Annotated in this window: 13 protein-coding genes and 1 pseudogene; 12 read left to right on the forward strand and 2 right to left on the reverse strand. The window is 59.2% G+C overall.

The features are described 5' to 3' along the window. Window positions 1-525 precede the first annotated feature (525 nt). Window positions 526-2439, reverse strand: a complete 1914-nt coding sequence (locus ABZN20_RS16705; protein ID WP_367026002.1) for a PIG-L family deacetylase — start codon at window positions 2437-2439, stop codon at window positions 526-528. An 801-nt stretch (window positions 2440-3240) separates the two neighbouring features. Between ABZN20_RS16705 and ABZN20_RS16710 the strand changes: the two genes are divergently transcribed. The 12 genes and pseudogenes from ABZN20_RS16710 (at window position 3241) to ABZN20_RS16760 (ending at window position 15702) form a co-directional block, all read left to right on the forward strand. Beyond that, complete coding sequence (locus tag ABZN20_RS16710; RefSeq protein WP_367025449.1) at window positions 3241-4350, forward strand: IS5 family transposase; 1110 nt, start codon at window positions 3241-3243, stop codon at window positions 4348-4350. A gap of 144 nt (window positions 4351-4494) precedes the next feature. Next, complete coding sequence (locus ABZN20_RS16715; protein ID WP_367026003.1) at window positions 4495-5847, forward strand: hypothetical protein; 1353 nt, start codon at window positions 4495-4497, stop codon at window positions 5845-5847. Between the two features lie 301 nt (window positions 5848-6148). Then, window positions 6149-7351 (forward strand): FG-GAP repeat domain-containing protein, encoded by a 1203-nt coding sequence (locus ABZN20_RS16720; protein WP_367026004.1) that lies wholly within the window; start codon window positions 6149-6151, stop codon window positions 7349-7351. A 249-nt stretch (window positions 7352-7600) separates the two neighbouring features. Further along, the gene (locus tag ABZN20_RS16725; protein WP_367026005.1) at window positions 7601-8308 is read left to right on the forward strand and encodes a peptidylprolyl isomerase; all 708 of its coding nucleotides are present in this window, start codon (window positions 7601-7603) and stop codon (window positions 8306-8308) included. 507 nt (window positions 8309-8815) lie between these two features. After that, entirely contained in the window at window positions 8816-9256 is a 441-nt protein-coding gene (locus ABZN20_RS16730) for a hypothetical protein (RefSeq protein ID WP_218808880.1), read from the forward strand. Between the two features lie 19 nt (window positions 9257-9275). Further along, the gene (locus ABZN20_RS16735; RefSeq protein WP_367026006.1) at window positions 9276-10133 is read left to right on the forward strand and encodes an ABC transporter permease; all 858 of its coding nucleotides are present in this window, start codon (window positions 9276-9278) and stop codon (window positions 10131-10133) included. Next, window positions 10130-10630 (forward strand): annotated as a pseudogene (locus ABZN20_RS20095) (ABC transporter ATP-binding protein); the annotation flags it as partial. The gene ABZN20_RS16735 and the pseudogene ABZN20_RS20095, both read left to right, overlap by 4 nt. 165 nt (window positions 10631-10795) lie before the next feature. Then, window positions 10796-11377 (forward strand): Wzt carbohydrate-binding domain-containing protein, encoded by a 582-nt coding sequence (locus tag ABZN20_RS20100; protein WP_423246451.1) that lies wholly within the window; start codon window positions 10796-10798, stop codon window positions 11375-11377. Window positions 11378-11683: 306 nt separating this feature from the next. Continuing rightward, a complete protein-coding gene (locus tag ABZN20_RS16745; RefSeq protein WP_367026008.1) occupies window positions 11684-12823 on the forward strand; it encodes a GNAT family N-acetyltransferase in 1140 nt (379 codons plus the stop codon). After that, window positions 12820-14010 carry a glycosyltransferase gene (locus tag ABZN20_RS16750; RefSeq protein ID WP_367026009.1) on the forward strand — a complete coding sequence of 397 codons (1191 nt, stop codon included), beginning with the start codon at window positions 12820-12822 and terminating at the stop codon, window positions 14008-14010. The genes ABZN20_RS16745 and ABZN20_RS16750 overlap by 4 nt, the downstream gene beginning before the upstream one ends. After that, complete coding sequence (locus ABZN20_RS16755; RefSeq protein ID WP_218808884.1) at window positions 14003-14827, forward strand: class I SAM-dependent methyltransferase; 825 nt, start codon at window positions 14003-14005, stop codon at window positions 14825-14827. Before ABZN20_RS16750 ends, ABZN20_RS16755 begins: the two co-directional genes overlap by 8 nt. Continuing rightward, window positions 14827-15702 (forward strand): hypothetical protein, encoded by an 876-nt coding sequence (locus ABZN20_RS16760; protein ID WP_218808885.1) that lies wholly within the window; start codon window positions 14827-14829, stop codon window positions 15700-15702. The genes ABZN20_RS16755 and ABZN20_RS16760 overlap by 1 nt, the downstream gene beginning before the upstream one ends. Before the next feature lie 50 nt (window positions 15703-15752). On the opposite strand, the gene ABZN20_RS16765 is transcribed toward ABZN20_RS16760, so the two are convergent. Continuing rightward, on the reverse strand, window positions 15753-17273 hold the full coding sequence (locus ABZN20_RS16765) for a glycosyltransferase family 39 protein (RefSeq protein ID WP_367026010.1): 1521 nt from the start codon (window positions 17271-17273) through the stop codon (window positions 15753-15755). Window positions 17274-17314 lie beyond the last annotated feature (41 nt).

Here is a 17314-nt window from a genome sequence, read left to right on the forward strand (position 1 = left end):
TGGATATCTAAAAAATAATGGTCGGCTCGAAACGATGTGAATGCGGCCTGGAGAGGCGGTGGACATATTTTGCGGTACCTTAATGCTAATTTGCGGCATGACGGTGCGGACGAGGTTTCCAGCGATAGGTGCGGCAAAGTTCTTGGGAAGAAGGAGAAATCTTCCGGCCGAGGAGATGATGCCGTCGTCCTATCTTTGGTTGGGTAGCAAGTGATCTAATGGTTTGTGCGCGGAACGATCTGCTGTTCCCCCCTACTCGAGTTGTCTTCGCTAGATGGTCTTCTGCCGTATTGGGATTTTTCAGCATTGGACGGCCTTGTCCCGATCAGGCACGCCGGAGATCGCAAGCGTTCCAAGTTGCGGCAACTCTGCCAGCACATCGTGGCAGGCTTTGCCATCGGCGTGCGATTTCGCCGTCGCGATCAAGTCCAACGGGAAGGGAGCCGGGACAGGTGTTTCGCCATTTCTTTAGCGAGACCCGAGTAAGAAAAATGCCCATGAACGGCGATACGCCCATTCGTCGGATTAGCCGGGGCCGGAACACCGTCGATAGTTGTCAGTCTCTCTCGGGTGGTGCTCGGATGTTTCTTCCGGGGAGGGGCTTGGTTCACGTCTCCATCGCTCATAATCATCAAATCCGACGAAAATCGGCCCGAAATGGCGATATATCGTGTGGACTAAAGTATCGGCTAAATGGCGGGGCAGGGTCTTGTATATTGTCCGCCCTGCAGGCCGAATCCCTCGGCGCAATGCGTCCCATGCTTCGCCGTATCGGCCTCGAACCAAGTGGGCGCCGAAGCGTGATGGCGCGGAAATGGCCCGTGATGGCGATTCGTGGACGGCATCGTGGCCAAGCCGCAACCGGTTGGCCGATGCGGTTGCCGAGTCCAATTGTCCCTGAGTCTTGAGCCGAGCGGCCAGGAGCGCGTCTATCGACCGTCGCAGGCGTTCGAGCTCGATGTCGCGTACTTCCATCTCAGCATGTTTTGCTTCGACCAGGGACCGGTAGTTCGCAAGCTCGGTTTCGCATTTGGACAGACGGTCGGGAAATCGATGGAGTTCGGTATCCCTTTCGCGAGGGTGTCTGCCGGTGTGATGACAGAGACCGATTTTGTCTACATGGATAAAAGCCGTGTGCCGCATCGCCTGAAGCCAGAAATCCCAATCTTCCAGCATGTTCAGATTTTCGTCGAAGCGGCATTGCAAGTCGAGCAGCGACCGATGAAACAGGACCGCGTGGACCGGGACGATATCGGGTTTCCCCGGTTTTTCCACCTGGGGCGGTTCATGGAAAACGCTTTCGCCTGGGTGTTGTTCCGCCGAAAAAAAATCCACCCGCGGGCCGGCATAGGCGCAGCGGACGGCGCTCTGGCCGTGGAGGGCATCGACCAGAGAAGTGATGTGGTCTGGTTGAAAGACGTGATCGTCGTCGAGAACAACGATGTACTCGCCATCGGCGCGATCGAGCCCGATATTGGCGGCCCGGCTGCGTGGCAGTGGGACATCCGAGGGAACGAACCGAAGCGGGAAGCGGCCGCACCACGGCGCTAGCGGCGTATGGCCGTCCCCTTTGGCATTGACCACGATGACTTCGATGCGAGGGTAGGTCTGCAGCGCGACCGAGTCGAGGGCTTCTTTCAGTCGTACTCGGTCCATGCTGCGTACGATGACCGAGACCAAGGGAGCAGTGGCCATGTCGCCGGTTTCACCGCGTACGGCCAGACGGTCTTTGTGAGTCATCATGCCGGGGATGCCGTTTCTCAGTTCTTCCGCGGACAGGACGAGATAGCCTTCGGCCGCCTGAACGGTTCGAGGCAGCGTATAGGTGCGGAAACGGTTGAGCGCAGCGATCTGCTCGTCGTAATCTTGCTGCGCCAGTTGGCTGGAGAAACAGGCTACGGCGGAGGCCTTGCGCACGGTCAGGTCGGTAATGTCCAGAAGGGCATTGGGTTGCAATGGCACGCCGACCTCGTACATCGCCAGGTGGATCGGCCGGGCGCAGCGGCGCACTGCTTCGGCGACTGCCAGCGCCGCCACGCGGTGGTCGGGATGAATTTCCCACCAGGAAGGCGTGTAGACGAGTTTTACCGCACATTCTTCTATAGTGGCGAGAATGCGTTGGATCAGCCGCTCACCGTATTCCAGCCCCCGGTCGGGCAGGTTCCAGAACTCAGGAACCCCGTATCCCAGGATTGCCGCAGCCTGCGCGCTCTCCTTCCGGCGTGTCCGAGCGTACTCTTCGGAATCCGTGGGAGCGCCGTAGGCGCCGTCGGTGACTATGACGACACGCACCGGATCGCCGGAGGAGACGTGGCGCATGATGGCTCCCCCGCACCCGAACACTTCGTCGTCCGGGTGCGGCGCGAAAACGATGGCCGGCCCTGGCCCGATGGAAGAAATCGCGGCATAGGGAATAAAGTCTTGTTCGCAGGATTGCATGAACGAACTGAGTGATTTCAGGATTGGGTTTCTTCGGCGCGGATCGGCTGGCCTTCCGGTCTTGGCCTGCGGCTTGGCGGCGTTCCCGTCGCAACGAAAGCAAATGCTAGCACCTCGGGCGGCGCGTTAAAATTGGGGTTCATGCCTAAGAGTGTGAAAACAATTGAATTTCAGCTTGTTGGGGATGGCTGCTTCAAGGAGGCGAGGTGTCACGCCCGTCGCAGCGCATTCGCGCGCATACCTATCATCCATAAGGTGGCCTCCCTGAGCCAGCAGGGCTCCCTTGCTGCTGGCAGAGCGGCGCCGACATGGCCACCGCCCGTCGGGTGTGCGGAGGGATGCGCGCCCGGCTGGCTTTTCGGCGGCACGTGAAGCGTGTGGACAATCCGGTGGGCCGGCGAGCGTTTGTTCGCGATCCGCGAGCAGTGCGGTGGCCAGGTGCGGAAATGCCGTTCCGCTTATCTCGTTTTTACAACAAAACAGTAATAGTTTAGCTACAAAAAAGCTTGACATCGCGCGCGGCGCGGCTTAGCTTATCTCTCGCATGGAGCTGCGGGAATGCGTGAGCACCTGTCGCGTTTGGCAAAAAGCGGCGAAACGTTCATAATTCCCGGAGGACGTCCTGGACGTCTGGCTTGGCCCTGGTCTCAAGCAGTTTTAGGGCAAAGGATTGGGGTGCTCCATTTCCTGGGTTAACTGTCGACTTCAAAGGGAGATCTTCTAATGGGCACCTCTAAAAATTCCCCCTTGCACCGTCCCTTTGAGAAAATACCGGGATAGCCCTGCCACTGAGATTGCCGCATGAACTTCCACCGCCAGCCCGGCCTGTTTGATCTCGACGAGCGTGCCGCCCAACTCACCGCCTTGGGCGATCCTTTGGTCAAGCTCAAGGCGGAAATCGACTTTGAGGATTTTCGGGCCGATCTCAACCGGGTTCACGAGAAGGAGCGCAAGAGTAACGCCGGGGCCAAACCCTTTGACGGGGTGCTGATGTTCAAGGTACTGATCCTGCAACATCTCTACAACCTCTCCGACGACGGACTGGAATATCAGATCCGCGATCGGCTGAGCTTCATGCGTTTCCTGGGGCTGCGGATGGAACACCGGGTGCCGGATGCCAAGACCGTGTGGCTGTTCCGCGAACGGCTGAAAGCCTTGGGTCTGGTCGAGGTGCTGTTTGGCCGTTTTAACGAGCAACTGGCGCGGCGCGGCTATGTGGCCAAAACCGGGCAGATGATCGACGCGACCTTCATCGAAGCGCCGCGCCAGCGCAACAGCCGGGAAGAGAACGCCCGGATCAAGGCGGGAGAGATTCCCGAGGGCTGGGACGATGACGAGAACGCCCCCATGCGGCGGCAAAAGGACACGGAGGCCCGCTGGACCAAGAAGAACCACGAGACCCATTACGGCTACAAAAACCACATCAACGCCGACGCGGCCACCAAGCTGATCCAGGACTACAGCGTCACGCCCGCCCACGTCCACGACAGCCAGGTTTTCGAAGACCTGCTGGATACGGAAACCACCGATGCCGAAGGCCATAAGCGCCCGGTGTATGCCGACAGCGCCTACCGCTCGGAAAAACACGAAGAGCGTCTGGCCGAAGCGGGGATGGTCAGCCAAATCCACGAAAAAGGCACCCGCGCCGCCCCGCTGACGGAAGAACAAACCGCGTCGAACCGCAACAAATCCAAGGTACGGGCGCGGGTGGAACACATCTTCGGCGCCCAGGCCGCCATGGACGGACACATCGTCCGGACCATCGGCCTGGAGCGAGCACGGGTGAAGGTGGGCCTGCTGAACCTGGCTTACAACATGAAGCGTCTGGTGCAGTTGACGGCGAACGAAGTCAGAAGGCAGGCCCGCCGGGCGGCAAGCCCGGACGGGATCGGTCTGCCCGCTGTGGCCTGAAACGGGGGAAATACCCCCGCAACAGGCCGTTGCGGACCGGATCAACCCCGAATTTTGCCGTCCTGGGCGCGAAAACCTGAATTTTTCCGGTACGAACGAATCGGAGAGCATGGAATTCGGATTTTTAGAGGTTCCCTAATGAGTATGAACTTCAAAAAGACCGCTATCGCAGCGGGCATGTTCACGGCTCTGGCCGCGACGAGCATGTCGGCCAACGCGATGCGTGAAACCGAAGCGGGTGAAGCCAACCTCGTCCCGTTCGTTCTGTGGTCCAGCAGCTGGGTCGATGAGAATCCGACTATTCTGGGCATCAACACCGTCATCAAGATCACGGTGCCGATGTCGGTCGGTAACGACGTGATCCCGAACTTCTACACCGCGATCCACACTTCCCCGACCAATGGCACCCTCATCAAGCCGGGCAAGCAGAAGCCCGCGGACCCGGATCTGATGCCGTCGAACACCATTCACTGGTACTTCCTGGACAAGAAGAGCGTCCACCGTCTGAACGGTACGATCGATGTCACGCCGGAAGACGTGGCCGTGATCGACTGGGGTGCTTTCGTTCGTAAGAACGGCAAGCAGGGCGAGTTCGATGGCTTCCCCGGCTACATGGTGCTGGTCACGGAAGCAGGCGCAGGCGGCGACGACGCCGACTTCAGCTTCTTCGCGGAAGCCTGGATGTTCGCCGGCGTTCGCGCGGGTGCCAATCCGGATACCGGTGGCGTCATCGGCCTCATCGACGCCAAGATCCCGGTCATGCCGATGAGCGACGGCGCGGACAACGGCAGCAAGAAGCCCACCGTCGAGAACGGCGTCATCGAGGCCGGTGTGAACCAGAACGTCATCGCCTCTCCGCTGATCGCCGGCATCCGCACCAACTGGTCGGATGGCAACGGCAGCGATGTGACCGTGGTCGATCTGACCCTGGGCAACCGCAACGTGCCGATCGGCAACGCCAACCTCATCAACATCCTGCAGGTTCCGACCCTGATGGTGGTGTGGAACGACCGCAACGCGGGATCTTGGACGGGCCTCGGCGTCGACGTCTACAACGACAAGGAACAGAAGTGCTCTGACAACATCGATCTTCCCTATCAGCTGAACCTGGTATGGGCGCAGACCGACGTCACCGCTGGTAAGAACGCGCAGATTCCGTTCAAGTGGCCGGTTCCGAAGTTCATCAAGAACCATGGCTTCAACCGGATCTTCTGCGTACCGCCGTACCAGGAAACCCCGGTCACCGATCCGACTGGCGCCATCGCGCTCGAGAACCTGCTGCAGGGCGGCTTCATGAAGCTGTATCTGCCGGAGCCGGTCGATACCGGTATCGGCGCGCCCGAGTCGGCAGCCGTTGCCTTCTCGGTCCCGCTGCAGTACTTCGTGACGCTGGAAACCGATCCGACCAACGGCGACTGGGTCCCGACGGACATCAGTGTGATTCCGTTCGAGACCGCGCTGGGTCACGATCGCGGCCTCTTCAGCCAGGCTCCGTAATCTAGCGGGGTCGGGGCCGGTGTGAGCCGGTCCCCGGCGGCTGAGAAAGAAAACGGCGTGCGGCTTGCCGCACGCCGTTCTTTATTCTTCCTCGAAGAACGTCATCTGCCCGTGACCCGGGCTCTCCAGTTCGATTGAATTTCTCGGTTTGACCTTCGTCGCTATGGGTCAGAATTCAATTTCCCGAGTTCCTTCCGGTAAAATTCGCGATCGCCGCGTCGTGTCGAAGGTTCATCGATGGTCGATAAAGCGCCGGTGCCGGTCGCTTCTTACTCACGAACATAGGGTATGTAGTTGCGATATGTCCCGTATTATCTTGGCCTTAGGGATCGCTCTAAGCGTATTCGCATTGAGTGGCTGCGCCTCGAGAAAGGTTGCGCCGGTCAATATCGAGGATACGAGTTCGTTTCACCAATCGCTGCCGTTCGCGGACTCTCCGTTCGACATTCTGGTGGATGACATGGATGGCAATGGACGTGCTGACGTTGCACTCGTTTCCCACGGCGACAATTACGCTCAGGTATTTCTGCAACAGGATGCGCGTACGTTCATAGCCGGCGAGCGCCAGCCGATCGTCGGATTTCATCCGGGCGACCTCATTCGCTTGTCAACCGACCGTCCGCGTTATCTGGCCGCGGCGGAAGGACAGAATAAGGTCCTTGTCCTCGAGCCAGGCCCGAATGGCAGTCTCCGCCAGGCTGCGGAATTGAAGGTGCCGGTACCCCGTCACGCCGCATCGTTCCGTTGGCCAGGATGGGGAGACAGCGTGGTGGTGAGCCCTTTCGGGCAGGATTTCCTGGTATTGCTGAAAAACTTCGATCCAGTCAAAGGGCAAGCATCGGAGCGGCTCCAGGTCGCGCTCAGTGAAAAGGAGCACACGATACGCCGGGCGGAGTGGGTGCGTCCGGCGGACGTCGATGGCGATGGTGTCGATGAGTTGCTGTTTGCCAGCAATACGACGCAGGAAGTATTGATGCTCAAATATCCCGGCCCCGACGGGGCGATCAAGCCGAAGCTCGTCGCAAAATTCCGTTCGGGCGCACCATGGGACGTTCTCACGGCGGACCTCAACGGCGACGGTGCGCTTGATCTGCTGGTGCCAAACCAATCGAGGCCTTTTGTGATTCACGTTTTGTTGAACGACGGCCACGGGAATTTCCAGGAGACGACGGCGCTGCCGTTTCCGACGGACATGGGCTTGAGACGGTTCGCCTGGAGCAAGGACAAGGACGGGTTCAATTATTTGTTCGGTGTCGGCTACGGCGCGATTGCGATTTATCGTTTTCCCAATAACTGGGACGGGAAAGCACCTGTGCCAATGCGCAGCGTCCCCGTCGGTTCCAGCGAGGGTAGTCAGGATATCGTTCTTCAGGATTTGGACGGTGACGGTTGGTTGGATGGCATCGTTGGACGCGGCAAAGGCCCCCCGGGCGCGTGGATCGTCTACGGACCCTTGTGGGAACGTTTTGAAGAGCTTTCCGCTGCGCGGTTTGTGTTGAACTGATTCGAAGGAGCAAAGATGGTGAAAATTGCATTGGGCATTTTGCTGGCGGGGCTTGGCTTGACCGCGGCATCGTACGCCGGCGCAGCCGCAAAGTCGGCGCCGGCGGCAAAGTCGGATAAAGCCGCCGCCGAACAGAGCGCGCCGACCAAGCCTCCGCGGGTCGTCATGTTCAAGACCAACGGGGTGGAAGTGACCGTTCAGGACTATGTGAATTTCCTCCAGCGGAACCAGGCTTACGTCCAGAAGTCGATGACGGACGAAGGCAAGGCGGAAGTGATCCGCGAGATCATCGGCAATCAGTTGCTCAAGGACGACATCATCAAGAAGGGCTTGGCCAAGAAGGAAGCTACGGCCGCCGAGCTGGGCGAGGCTTTCCAGAAGCTTGCCAAGGAGCATTTCCCGCTGCCGCCGATGCCGGAAGAAGACGCGGTATACAAATATTATCTCGATCACCAGAATGATTACGGGATTCCGGAAATGGTGCGGATCAGCCAGATCCAGTTCCGCATCCCGGATAACGCGACCCCCGAGCAGAAGGTGGCCGCACGCCAGCGAGCCGAGGCCGCCTTGCGCCGGTTGGATGCGGGTGAGCCTTTTCCGAAGTTGGCGGGGGAGCTGACCGAGAATCCTGCGGCGAAACCCCCTCAAGGGGACATTGGTTTTCTGCCTCGCGAGGGTGACCCCTGGCTGACGGAAGCCGTGCGCAATTTGAAGGTTGGCGAGCGCACCAAAGTGATCGAGTCGCCGGCTGGTTACGAAATTCTGATGTTGACGGATGTGCGCAAGGCGCTGATCACGCCTTATGTCAATGTCCGGGACAAGGTGATTCAACGTATGCGCGGCGCCGAGCAGGCCAAGTTGCGCGACGCCTATATCAAGGATCTTGCCAAGCATGCCAAGATCGAAATCGTTCAAGAGGAGCTGAAGCCTCTGTTCCCGAAAGGAGTGTTCCCCTGATCGAGTTCGGAAACACTTACTAAGCGTAACGAAAAGAATGTCAGATCGTCATGCCGTATGGGCTGCGGCATCCAGTCACAAGGACGTGAAAGCCTCGCCATCCCCCGGATCGAGTCCGGGGCAGGCTCTGGACGCTGGATTCCGGGTTCCCACCCAGAATGACGGACGGTAGCGACATTATTTCTTTTACGCTAAGTGCGTTTCCAGGGCTTGAGGGTGGGGCCGGTGACCGGCGGGCCATGCTCCGCATGTTCAAATTTGCTCCCTGCAGTTGCACAGGTTTTGTCGCATGAGCGTTACCCTCACCGCAGCCATCTCCCGCTTGCGGGAGAGGGGGACAACGAAACGCTTCGCGTTGTTTCACGTTAAATCGGTAGCCAAGCCGATTTGTGTATTTACCCGAAAGGTGTCGGGCAGGATGGTCCGGCAAGATTGGGCGGGGGAGAGGCGGTTTGTATAGGGCGTTACTTTCCCGATAGTCAGTAATCTTTGCTGAGAGGAATGGTTATGGTACGTAAATGGGCTGTGTGGGTAATCGGGGCATGGCTGGCGGTTACGACGTTGGCAAGCGCTGCGGTTGGGGTGGAAGGTGAGGCCGCGCTGCGCGAAAGGGCCAAGGTCTATTGGGATGCCAGGAAGATCAATGACCTGCAAACGCTGTATTCGATGGAAACCGCGACCTTGGAGGGACGGCTGAGGCCGGACCAGATGTCACGGACTCAGTTTTCGACGCTGCGAATCGTCGGTTACAACATCACGGATGTAAAGATCACCGGGGATAAGGCTGAAATCAAGCTGGATACGGAAGTGATGCACCCCGCCATCGAGGGCAAGGCCCTGGTCGGGCCTTCCATCGTCGATTATTGGACCTTCATGGACGGCAAGTGGTACCACGGCGAACGTTCCAAGCCTGCAAAGAGCGGGAGTTCGCCATCGCCGAGCCCCTGAGCCGGTTCCAGACCCGCGATTGCTCGGTATAAGCGTTACTGCAGACGCAATGTCGGTTGTAGAGCCGCTTCAGATGTTTACCCGTTTTGGGGCCGTGACCTGGGCAGGTCTGCTCGGCCCTTTTCAAGTTCTTGCACGGGAGCGCGAGCTGCTGAGTCTGCTGGTGCGCCGAGACATCATCGGCCGTACCCGGGGGACGGTGCTGGGCTGGGTATGGATGCTTGCCCAGCCGGCGCTGCAGATCCTGGCGTTTTGGTTTCTGCTGGATTTTGTCCTCCAGGTCAGGGTTCCGGGCAAAGTCGTGTTCATCGACTACTTCCTCACCGCCATGTTGCCCTGGCTGTTCATCAGCGACACGCTGAATCGCTGTCTGGCGGTCCTCACAGAATTCAGCAGCCTCTATAAGCGCACGGTTTTTCCGCTGAAGGTGCTTCCGTTGCTGCCGGGATTTTCGGCTTGCCTCGTTTATACGCCGATCTATGCGGTCACCATGGGGTTGCTGGCAGGGCCCGGCGCCGCGATCCAAGGTGTTCTGCTGATGGCGGGGTTGCTCGTCTTGCTGATGCCCGCCTGCTATCTCCTTGCGGTGCTCGGTTGTTTCGTGAAGGATTTGCGCCAGGCGTTCCCCTTCATGCTCAATATGCTGCTGTATCTGACACCCATTCTGTATCTTCCGGGAATGCTGCCGCAGGAGTTTCAGGAACTGCTGGCGGTCAATCCGCTGGCGGATGTCATGGCGGTCATCGAGTCCGCCGTGCACGGTTTGCCGGTGACCGCCGGGAACTTCATCCGGCCCCTGTTGCTCTGGTTCCTGTCGCTCGGACCCGCCTGGGTGTTGTTCCATCGTGGCGAGCCCCACATACGTGAGGCGGTATGACGGCCATTTCCCTTCGCAACGTGGCCAAGAGCTACCGCTCCTATGACCACCCCTGGGAGACGTTGTGGGAGGTCCTCACGAAGACCAGACGCCATCGCGAGTGGACGGCGCTGCATCCTCTGAGCCTGGAAATCTCCCAAGGTGAAGTCGTCGGTATCGTCGGCACGAACGGTGCCGGCAAGAGTACTTTGCTCAAGCTGATCGCCGGCACCTTGATTCCGTCCGCGGGGGACATCCGCGTGAACGGGCATGTGGCGGCTCTGCTGGAGCTCGGGGCGGGATTCCACCCGGAGATGACCGGCCGGGAGAACGTATACCTGGGTGCGTCCGTGATGGGATTGTCCAATGACCGGGTCGGGCAACTGTACGATGGGATCGTCGAGTTCTCCGGCTTGGAGGATTTCATGGACCAGCCGGTGAAGACCTACTCCTCCGGGATGTACATGCGTCTGGCGTTCGCGGTGGCAACGGCCGCCGATCCGGACGTGCTGATTCTCGACGAAACGCTTTCGGTCGGTGACGGCGCGTTTGCCAGGAAGTCGTTCGAGCGGATCATCGGGTACAAGAACGCCGGTAAGACGATCCTGTTCTGTTCTCATTCCCTGTATCAGGTGGAGGCGATCTGCAGCCGGGTGCTTTGGCTGGATCATGGCCGGGTCGTCATGGACGGAGATCCGGGACGGGTGGTCAGCGCTTATGCCGAGTTCCTGAGCGGGGCGGAAAACGGGGGTGGCGCCCCGGACCAGCCGGCGCTCGCTCCCGCGGCGGCCAGCGGCGGAGGACGGCTCACGAAAGTCGAAGTGACCGCGGATGGGGTCACGGATCGCAAACTGGCGGTGCGAAGCGGCCGGACGGATTTGGAGGTTGCCATCGGATTCGAGTCGGATCCCGCTCTGCCACCCCCTAGCGTCGGGCTGACCATCACGGGATCCAACGGCTGGGCCGTCACCAGCGCTTCCACTTCGAATGACGGTCTGGCGCTCGACCGTCGCTCGGACGGCAGCGGGGAGGTCATGCTGGTGTTTCCCCATTTTTCGCTGCTGAAGGGGGCGTATTGGGTGAATGTCTTCCTGCTTTGCGAGCAGGGCATCCACCTTTACGACCGCGTCGAGCACGCGGCGGAGCTGCAGGTGGTGCAGGACGGCTTGGAACAGGGCGTGGTGAGCCTTCCCCGGCGGTGGTCGGTAAAGGGCGGTCCGGTTGCCGGGCGCGAACCGGCGAAGCAGCCCGTCGCGGCGCGATAAACCCCGAACCTCGTGCGCCCCCGGCCGGGCTCGCCATCGATCATGTGTACACCCAGGGAAGAGTCTTCGTCCCCGGCCTGTCTCCCCGCCGGTCCCTTTTGGCGGGTCGGGCACGCGCCGGAGCGGCGCATCAGATGTAATGCGCTGCCGCGGGCTGGCGTCCGCCATTTCTCTCCCACCGAATTCTTCGGGTACTCGCCCATTCAGTCGGAATCGCAAGACGCGGATCGCGCTTCGCGTCTATGGATCGACATGCGGGGATGGCGTCCGCAGCCTTTAAGGCTCCTCGCGCACGCGCACTCGCTGTTGCGGGAGGAAGGTTCGCTGATTTTCGAACTCGATGCCGAAGAGGGCGGCAGTCCTGCGCGATGCCGTGAAAAGGCCTTTTACCTGGAGGCGCTGGCCGCGCATTCGGGGTTCTCCGGTCATGCCGGCCCCATCGGCGACGGCGCCGGTCCTTTGCAAGTCGTCCTGGCGAAGACGGCGGCGGCGCGTTGGCGGCTCAGTGAATTCGCGCCCGAAGACCTGCCGGGCTGTATGTCGCTTTTCAAAGAGACTTTCGCAGCCGAAATGAGTCCCGACTTATGGCACTGGAAATACGGCGAAGGCCGGGGCCGAGCCGTCATCGCCCGCCGGAATGGACGCATCGTCGCGCATTATGGGGCAACGTCCCGCCGTGTTGCCGTCAACGGGCGAACCGTTCGGGGATTGCAGGTATGCGATGTGATGGTCGCCCCGGGCGAGCGGGGGCTGATGACGAAAAAGGGTGTATTTTTCGAGGTTGCCAGCGCATTCCTGGAGGCCTATTTCGGCTATTACGACGAGCACGAGCTGGCCTTCGGTTTTCCAAACCACCGTGCCATGCGGATCGCCGAGCGGCTGGGGCTTTACGGCGAAGTCGGACGAATTTCGGAAGTGCGCTGGACTCCCTCGGACCAGCGTTTCCGAGTCAGATATGCGGCCACCTTGATCGACGTTTCCGAACTCGACGACGGTCTGCTTGCGATGTTGTGGAGCCAGATGGCCGCGGATCTTCAGGATGCGGCGCTCGTGCTCAGGGACCCCGCCTATATCCGATACCGCTACCAGCGCCACCCGGTGCATCGCTACGAGGCTCTGCTGGTGCGCGACCGGCTGACGGGGCGTCCCCAGGGTGTGGCGATACTTCGGCGTGACAATAACGAATACAAGCTCCTGGATATGCTGGCACCGTTGAACAACATCCCTCTGATCGTCGATGCGGCCAGGACTGCCGCCGCCCGTCGCTCATCGTCCGCCCTCACCGCCTGGATTTCCGCCCCCTATGCCCGGTATCTGGTTCATGGCGGAGGTGTGGCAGCCGACACCGACGTCCGTATTCCGGCGAACGTCTGGACCGACGCCCGCAGCGTCGAACGCCTGAAAGATCGCTGGTGGCTGATGATGGGCGATACGGATTTCTTATGACTCCCGACGTGCCGGCGGTAAAGCCTCGGCTGCTGGTGATACTGCCCGCCGATGTGATCGGTGGCGCCGAGACGGTCGTTTTCAACCTGCTGACGGGGCTGCGGGGATTCGACTGCGCCTTGCTGACCCAGTCAGCCATCGCGGAGTTCTACCGCCGATGCGACATCCGGCTTTACCTGTTCGACGACTGGCGGTCTGGCCAGCCCTACCGGTTGTCGGTGGATAACAGCCTGCGTTACGCCTGGGCGATCCGATCGGTCGTGCGGCGCGAAAGGCCTCAACTGGTGCTTTCGATCATGCATAACGGCACGCTGTTCGCCGCCCTGGCGAAACGGTTGTTCTTTCCCGACATCCCGTTGGCGGGAACCATTTTGGGAAGCTTGACCGGCTATTTCACCAGTGTCGGCAGGGGGCCGACGTTGCTGGAGCGTTGGGTCATTCACTGCTGCCTGACTCTGCCGAATCGGGTGATCGTGCCCTCGCGCGGCGTATTCGAAGATTTGGTCGACGCCTATGGTGCGGCGCCCGGCAGGCTCGAGGTCATCTACAATGGCATCGACATCGACGACGTCAGGCGCAAAGCCGGACAGCCGATCGAGTTGGCCAAGGACCGCACCTGGATCGTTTCCGCCAGCCGATTCGGCAGCCAGAAGGACTTCCCCACGCTCCTCGCGGCATTCAAGGACGTTCTAGCGCACCGGCCCGCCAAGCTCGTTCTGGTGGGAGACGGGGAACTCCGCCGAGACATCGAAAGAGTCGCCTCCGAGTTTGGAATAAGGGAGCATGTCGTTCTGGTGGGATTCCGGGAGAATCCCTTCCCCTACATGGCGCAAGCTGATATTTTCGTTCTTTCCTCTTTTTTCGAAGGTTTCGGCAACGTGATCGTCGAAGCCATGGCGTTGGGGGTACCGGTGGTGGCGACCGATTGCCCGTCGGGGCCAGGGGAGATCATCAGCGACGGGGAAAATGGATTCCTGGTGCCGGTAGGGGATGCCCATGCACTCGCGGACCGCTGTGCCACCCTGCTGTCCGACGATGAGCGCCGTTCTGCCATGGTACGTTCCGGGCTCGACAGGGCGAACCAATTCAGTGTCGGTAAAATGCTGGCGGCGTTTGACGGCTATTTGAACGAGATACTGACCGGCGCCCGTTTCGATAGTTTGGGAGGTTCGAGCATAGATGGGTGATCTGGTGATCAAAGCGGCGAACGGCCGCTTTCGTGTCGACGAGCGGCAACGCCCGGACAGCTTGCTCATCGACGAGATCATTCTCCAGGAATTGGTGCGTTTTCTCGAACGAAACTTCGAAAAGGGCGGTGGCGGGAGGCTTCTGGACGCTGGGGCGGGCAGCCGGCCCTATCTGCCCGTTTACGAGGAATTTTTCGCGTCGGTCGTGAGCATAGACATGCCCGGCTCTCCTCACGGTATTGCCGGCCTGGATGTGGCTGGGACCCTGCACCGCCTTCCTTTTCGCGATGGGGAATTCGACTGCATCCTCTGCACGGAGGTATTCGAGCACCTCCACGATCCCCTCCTCGCGATGAAGGAATGCAGCCGCGTCTTGAAACCTGGTGGCAGCCTGTTCATGAGCACGCCTTTTTTCAATCCGTTACACGAGATTCCGCACGATTACTATCGTTATACGCCATTCGCGATAAAGCATATCGCGGCTTGCTCGGGGCTGCGTGCCGTATCCATCGGCGAGAAGGGGGGCGAGGGGGCGTTTGCCTTGATGTACCTGACCTATCTGTGGCTGAGGCTCTGGCTGAAACTGCTGGAGCGGTTCGGAAAGGCGTCGTCTTTTTCGGGTTCACTGTTGACGTATTTGACCATCGTCCTGCCACAAAAAATCTACCTCGGATTATGGAAAACGCGTCCCGGCCAAAGTGATACGGGGGCTTGCGATGAGCTGTTTACGGGAAAATTCAGCCCGATCACTCTTGGCTACACCGCGGTTCTGGAGAAAAACGCCGCTCCGGTTTTCGCTGAAATGGAACGACTCTGATGCCTATCCATGCATTGACAAGAATCACCGCTGTTTTCATTACCGCACTGATCGCAAGTCAGACGACCGGTGTCCTCTGGTCTTCTCTCTTCTGGAGCATTGCCTTCGTGCATTATGGGCTCGCGCTTTATTACTCGAGACACCGCATTCTTGCCGTCGCAAAGGATGCCAGCTCTCTCGCTCCGGCGCTGGCGGTTTTGTCCGGCGGGCTGGCGTTATATGCGAGTCAATTTTCCCTTTTGGTGTATTTCGGAGTTCACCACGTATTCAATGAGGTTTATCTGCTGGACCGGAAGTTTCCGGTGACGGAAGGCGAGCAACGTCGAGGTTTGCGTGTCGCCGCCGTTCTTCTCAATGCCGCCATTTACGCTGCCCTTCTTCGTCATTATTCCGAGTTGGCTTGGATCGGGCCGGCCTTTTTGTTCGGCGGCTTGTTTTTTTTCTACGGACTGTTTTTTTACCGGCTGAACCAGATGCGTCCGGTGTTGGGCGTAAAGGGCATGATCGACAGTAGTATTTTTGAGGTGTTCGGCCTGTTGCTGGTTCTGTCTTCCTTCTTTGTCAGGTTTGATCTGAATCATATAGTCTTATATCACTTCATTTTCTGGTCGTTATACCCGATAGAAAAGTTCAAGAGGCTGGGGGACGGGGCTTTGTGGCGCTATGCCGCCATGTCCGTGGTGATGGTCGCCGGGTTTATCCTGTTTTCTCCGGCTGGCGTGGCGGGTGGCGCCGTTTCCGAGAGTTTGTATTATCAGCAGTTCATTTTCTGGTCTTACGCGCACATTACCTTGTCGTTCGTGCTTTCCGACGCCCATCCGGCATGGATTACCCGATGGTTCCGTTCCGGCCGCAGGCAGTGGGCCGTCCCGTAATATCAGTTCCAGGACATGAGAAACGTCCCGCTTCGATCAAGGGGGCTCGTTTAGTTCGTTGGCAGGAATCGAGCCCTGGCAGGGCTGCCGATAACTATGTCCTTGATTGCACCGTTTTCGTTGCCGCTGGGACCCAATTCGGAGCGCTCGGCTGGCGTGAGCATTTCCGGGTCGCGGTAGGATAGTATTGCGGAATCACAGACGATGCGGTTGGAAATGGGATTGTCGAGCGCTTTGGCGTAATGAATCAAGTTATATGGCTTGACAAGATAAGGCCCCTCCGTGAGGCGGAGCGGAAGGTTTCGGACATGCAAGGTGGAGCCGGGGTTTTGCCATGCGGTGTGCAGGACATCGAGCACGGCGCTGTGAGCGGTTTCGTAGGCGAAACGCCATATCGCCGCCTGTTCCGACGTGCTGAGAGCGGCGGCGGACAGCAGGACACCAGTGCCGGCGATGCCGGCGTTCCTTGCGATGCGAGTCCAGCCGTCGCTGAGGACCGGCTGTCGAAGGCTGGTTTCGACTCCGATCGAGATGGCAATTATCGGGAAGATTGCCGGGACGTATAGAAAACGGGTATCGGCAGTCCCCGCATGAGTGGGTGCGGTCCAGATGACGGGAGACAAGGCCAGACAGAATAGGAGCAGCGTAGTGACCGTGAGTTTGGGACGACAATAAAGAGCGGTTGCAAGGAATGCAATCAACGCCCCCGTGTAAGAGATACCGACCCAGGAGAAAGCTTCCGGCATTTTCAGGGAAAGGTCTGAGAATGTCCTCGCGTAGGAGGCGAGATGCGACACAATGTCTGCATTCTGCACCAGGGACAGCATGTTTCCGTAAGGGCTATGGAACGCTCCGACCAGCATGGAGCGAATGGCAAGATAGCCGGCGGCCGGGACAAGAAAAGCAGAGATCAACCAGGCCGTTCTGGCCGCCGGCGCCTTTTTCCGTTGCCATATAATCAGCAAAGGAAGCACCGTAACAAAAATGATGGCATTTTCTTTCGAGAACAAGGCGCCCGTGTAGGATAGGACGGCGCATATTGCATGCCTCGTTTTTCCGGAATCCCGATATAGCAGCAGCATCCAGGTACTCAACAGCGTCAGCAGCGCTGAAAGCAGGTCGAACTGGCTGCTGAACCAGAAAAAAGTTTCCGTTGCAAATGGCGATAACAGAAAAAAAGCCCCCGCGAAAAATGCGCCGATGCTGAAATCGAGCCTGCGTAATATGGCGTACAGAAGTATGGCGTTCAGGCTGTGCATCAGCAGCGAAACAAGGATGTACCCGTAAGGCCGGGTCCAGCCGAAGCCTATCGTCTCGAGTTTTACCAATAAGAGAGTCAGCGGGCGGAAGAAGCCTGTGAACGATGTCTGGAGAATATGCGCGACGGAGTTGCCGCTCGCGACGTCGATGAGGGCCGTGTCATCGTATATGAAAAAATAGCTCGATCCAATCAGATACGCCAATCCGGCATAAAAGATTCCCACCAATATGGCGAAATGAAGAGGCCGCAGAGTGGACACTCGTGCTACGGTATCGATGGTTGGGTGCGATTTTGCTGGCAGGTGATTCATTGCGGAATATCGACGCGGTAGGAAAGGGGCGGCATAAATGG

This window comes from Methylococcus sp. ANG (assembly GCF_040730495.1).
Classification (GTDB): Bacteria; Pseudomonadota; Gammaproteobacteria; order Methylococcales; family Methylococcaceae; genus Methylococcus.

Coding starts and splice junctions, on each gene's coding strand:
- ABZN20_RS16705 (WP_367026002.1), bottom strand. CDS start 2,439: ATGCAATCCTGCGAACAAGACTTTATTCCCTATGCCGCGATTTCTTCC.
- ABZN20_RS16710 (WP_367025449.1), top strand. CDS start 3,241: ATGAACTTCCACCGCCAGCCCGGCCTGTTTGATCTCGACGAGCGTGCC.
- ABZN20_RS16715 (WP_367026003.1), top strand. CDS start 4,495: ATGAACTTCAAAAAGACCGCTATCGCAGCGGGCATGTTCACGGCTCTG.
- ABZN20_RS16720 (WP_367026004.1), top strand. CDS start 6,149: ATGTCCCGTATTATCTTGGCCTTAGGGATCGCTCTAAGCGTATTCGCA.
- ABZN20_RS16725 (WP_367026005.1), top strand. CDS start 7,601: ATGACGGACGAAGGCAAGGCGGAAGTGATCCGCGAGATCATCGGCAAT.
- ABZN20_RS16730 (WP_218808880.1), top strand. CDS start 8,816: ATGGTACGTAAATGGGCTGTGTGGGTAATCGGGGCATGGCTGGCGGTT.
- ABZN20_RS20100 (WP_423246451.1), top strand. CDS start 10,796: ATGGACGGAGATCCGGGACGGGTGGTCAGCGCTTATGCCGAGTTCCTG.
- ABZN20_RS16750 (WP_367026009.1), top strand. CDS start 12,820: ATGACTCCCGACGTGCCGGCGGTAAAGCCTCGGCTGCTGGTGATACTG.
- ABZN20_RS16755 (WP_218808884.1), top strand. CDS start 14,003: ATGGGTGATCTGGTGATCAAAGCGGCGAACGGCCGCTTTCGTGTCGAC.
- ABZN20_RS16760 (WP_218808885.1), top strand. CDS start 14,827: ATGCCTATCCATGCATTGACAAGAATCACCGCTGTTTTCATTACCGCA.
- ABZN20_RS16765 (WP_367026010.1), bottom strand. CDS start 17,273: ATGAATCACCTGCCAGCAAAATCGCACCCAACCATCGATACCGTAGCA.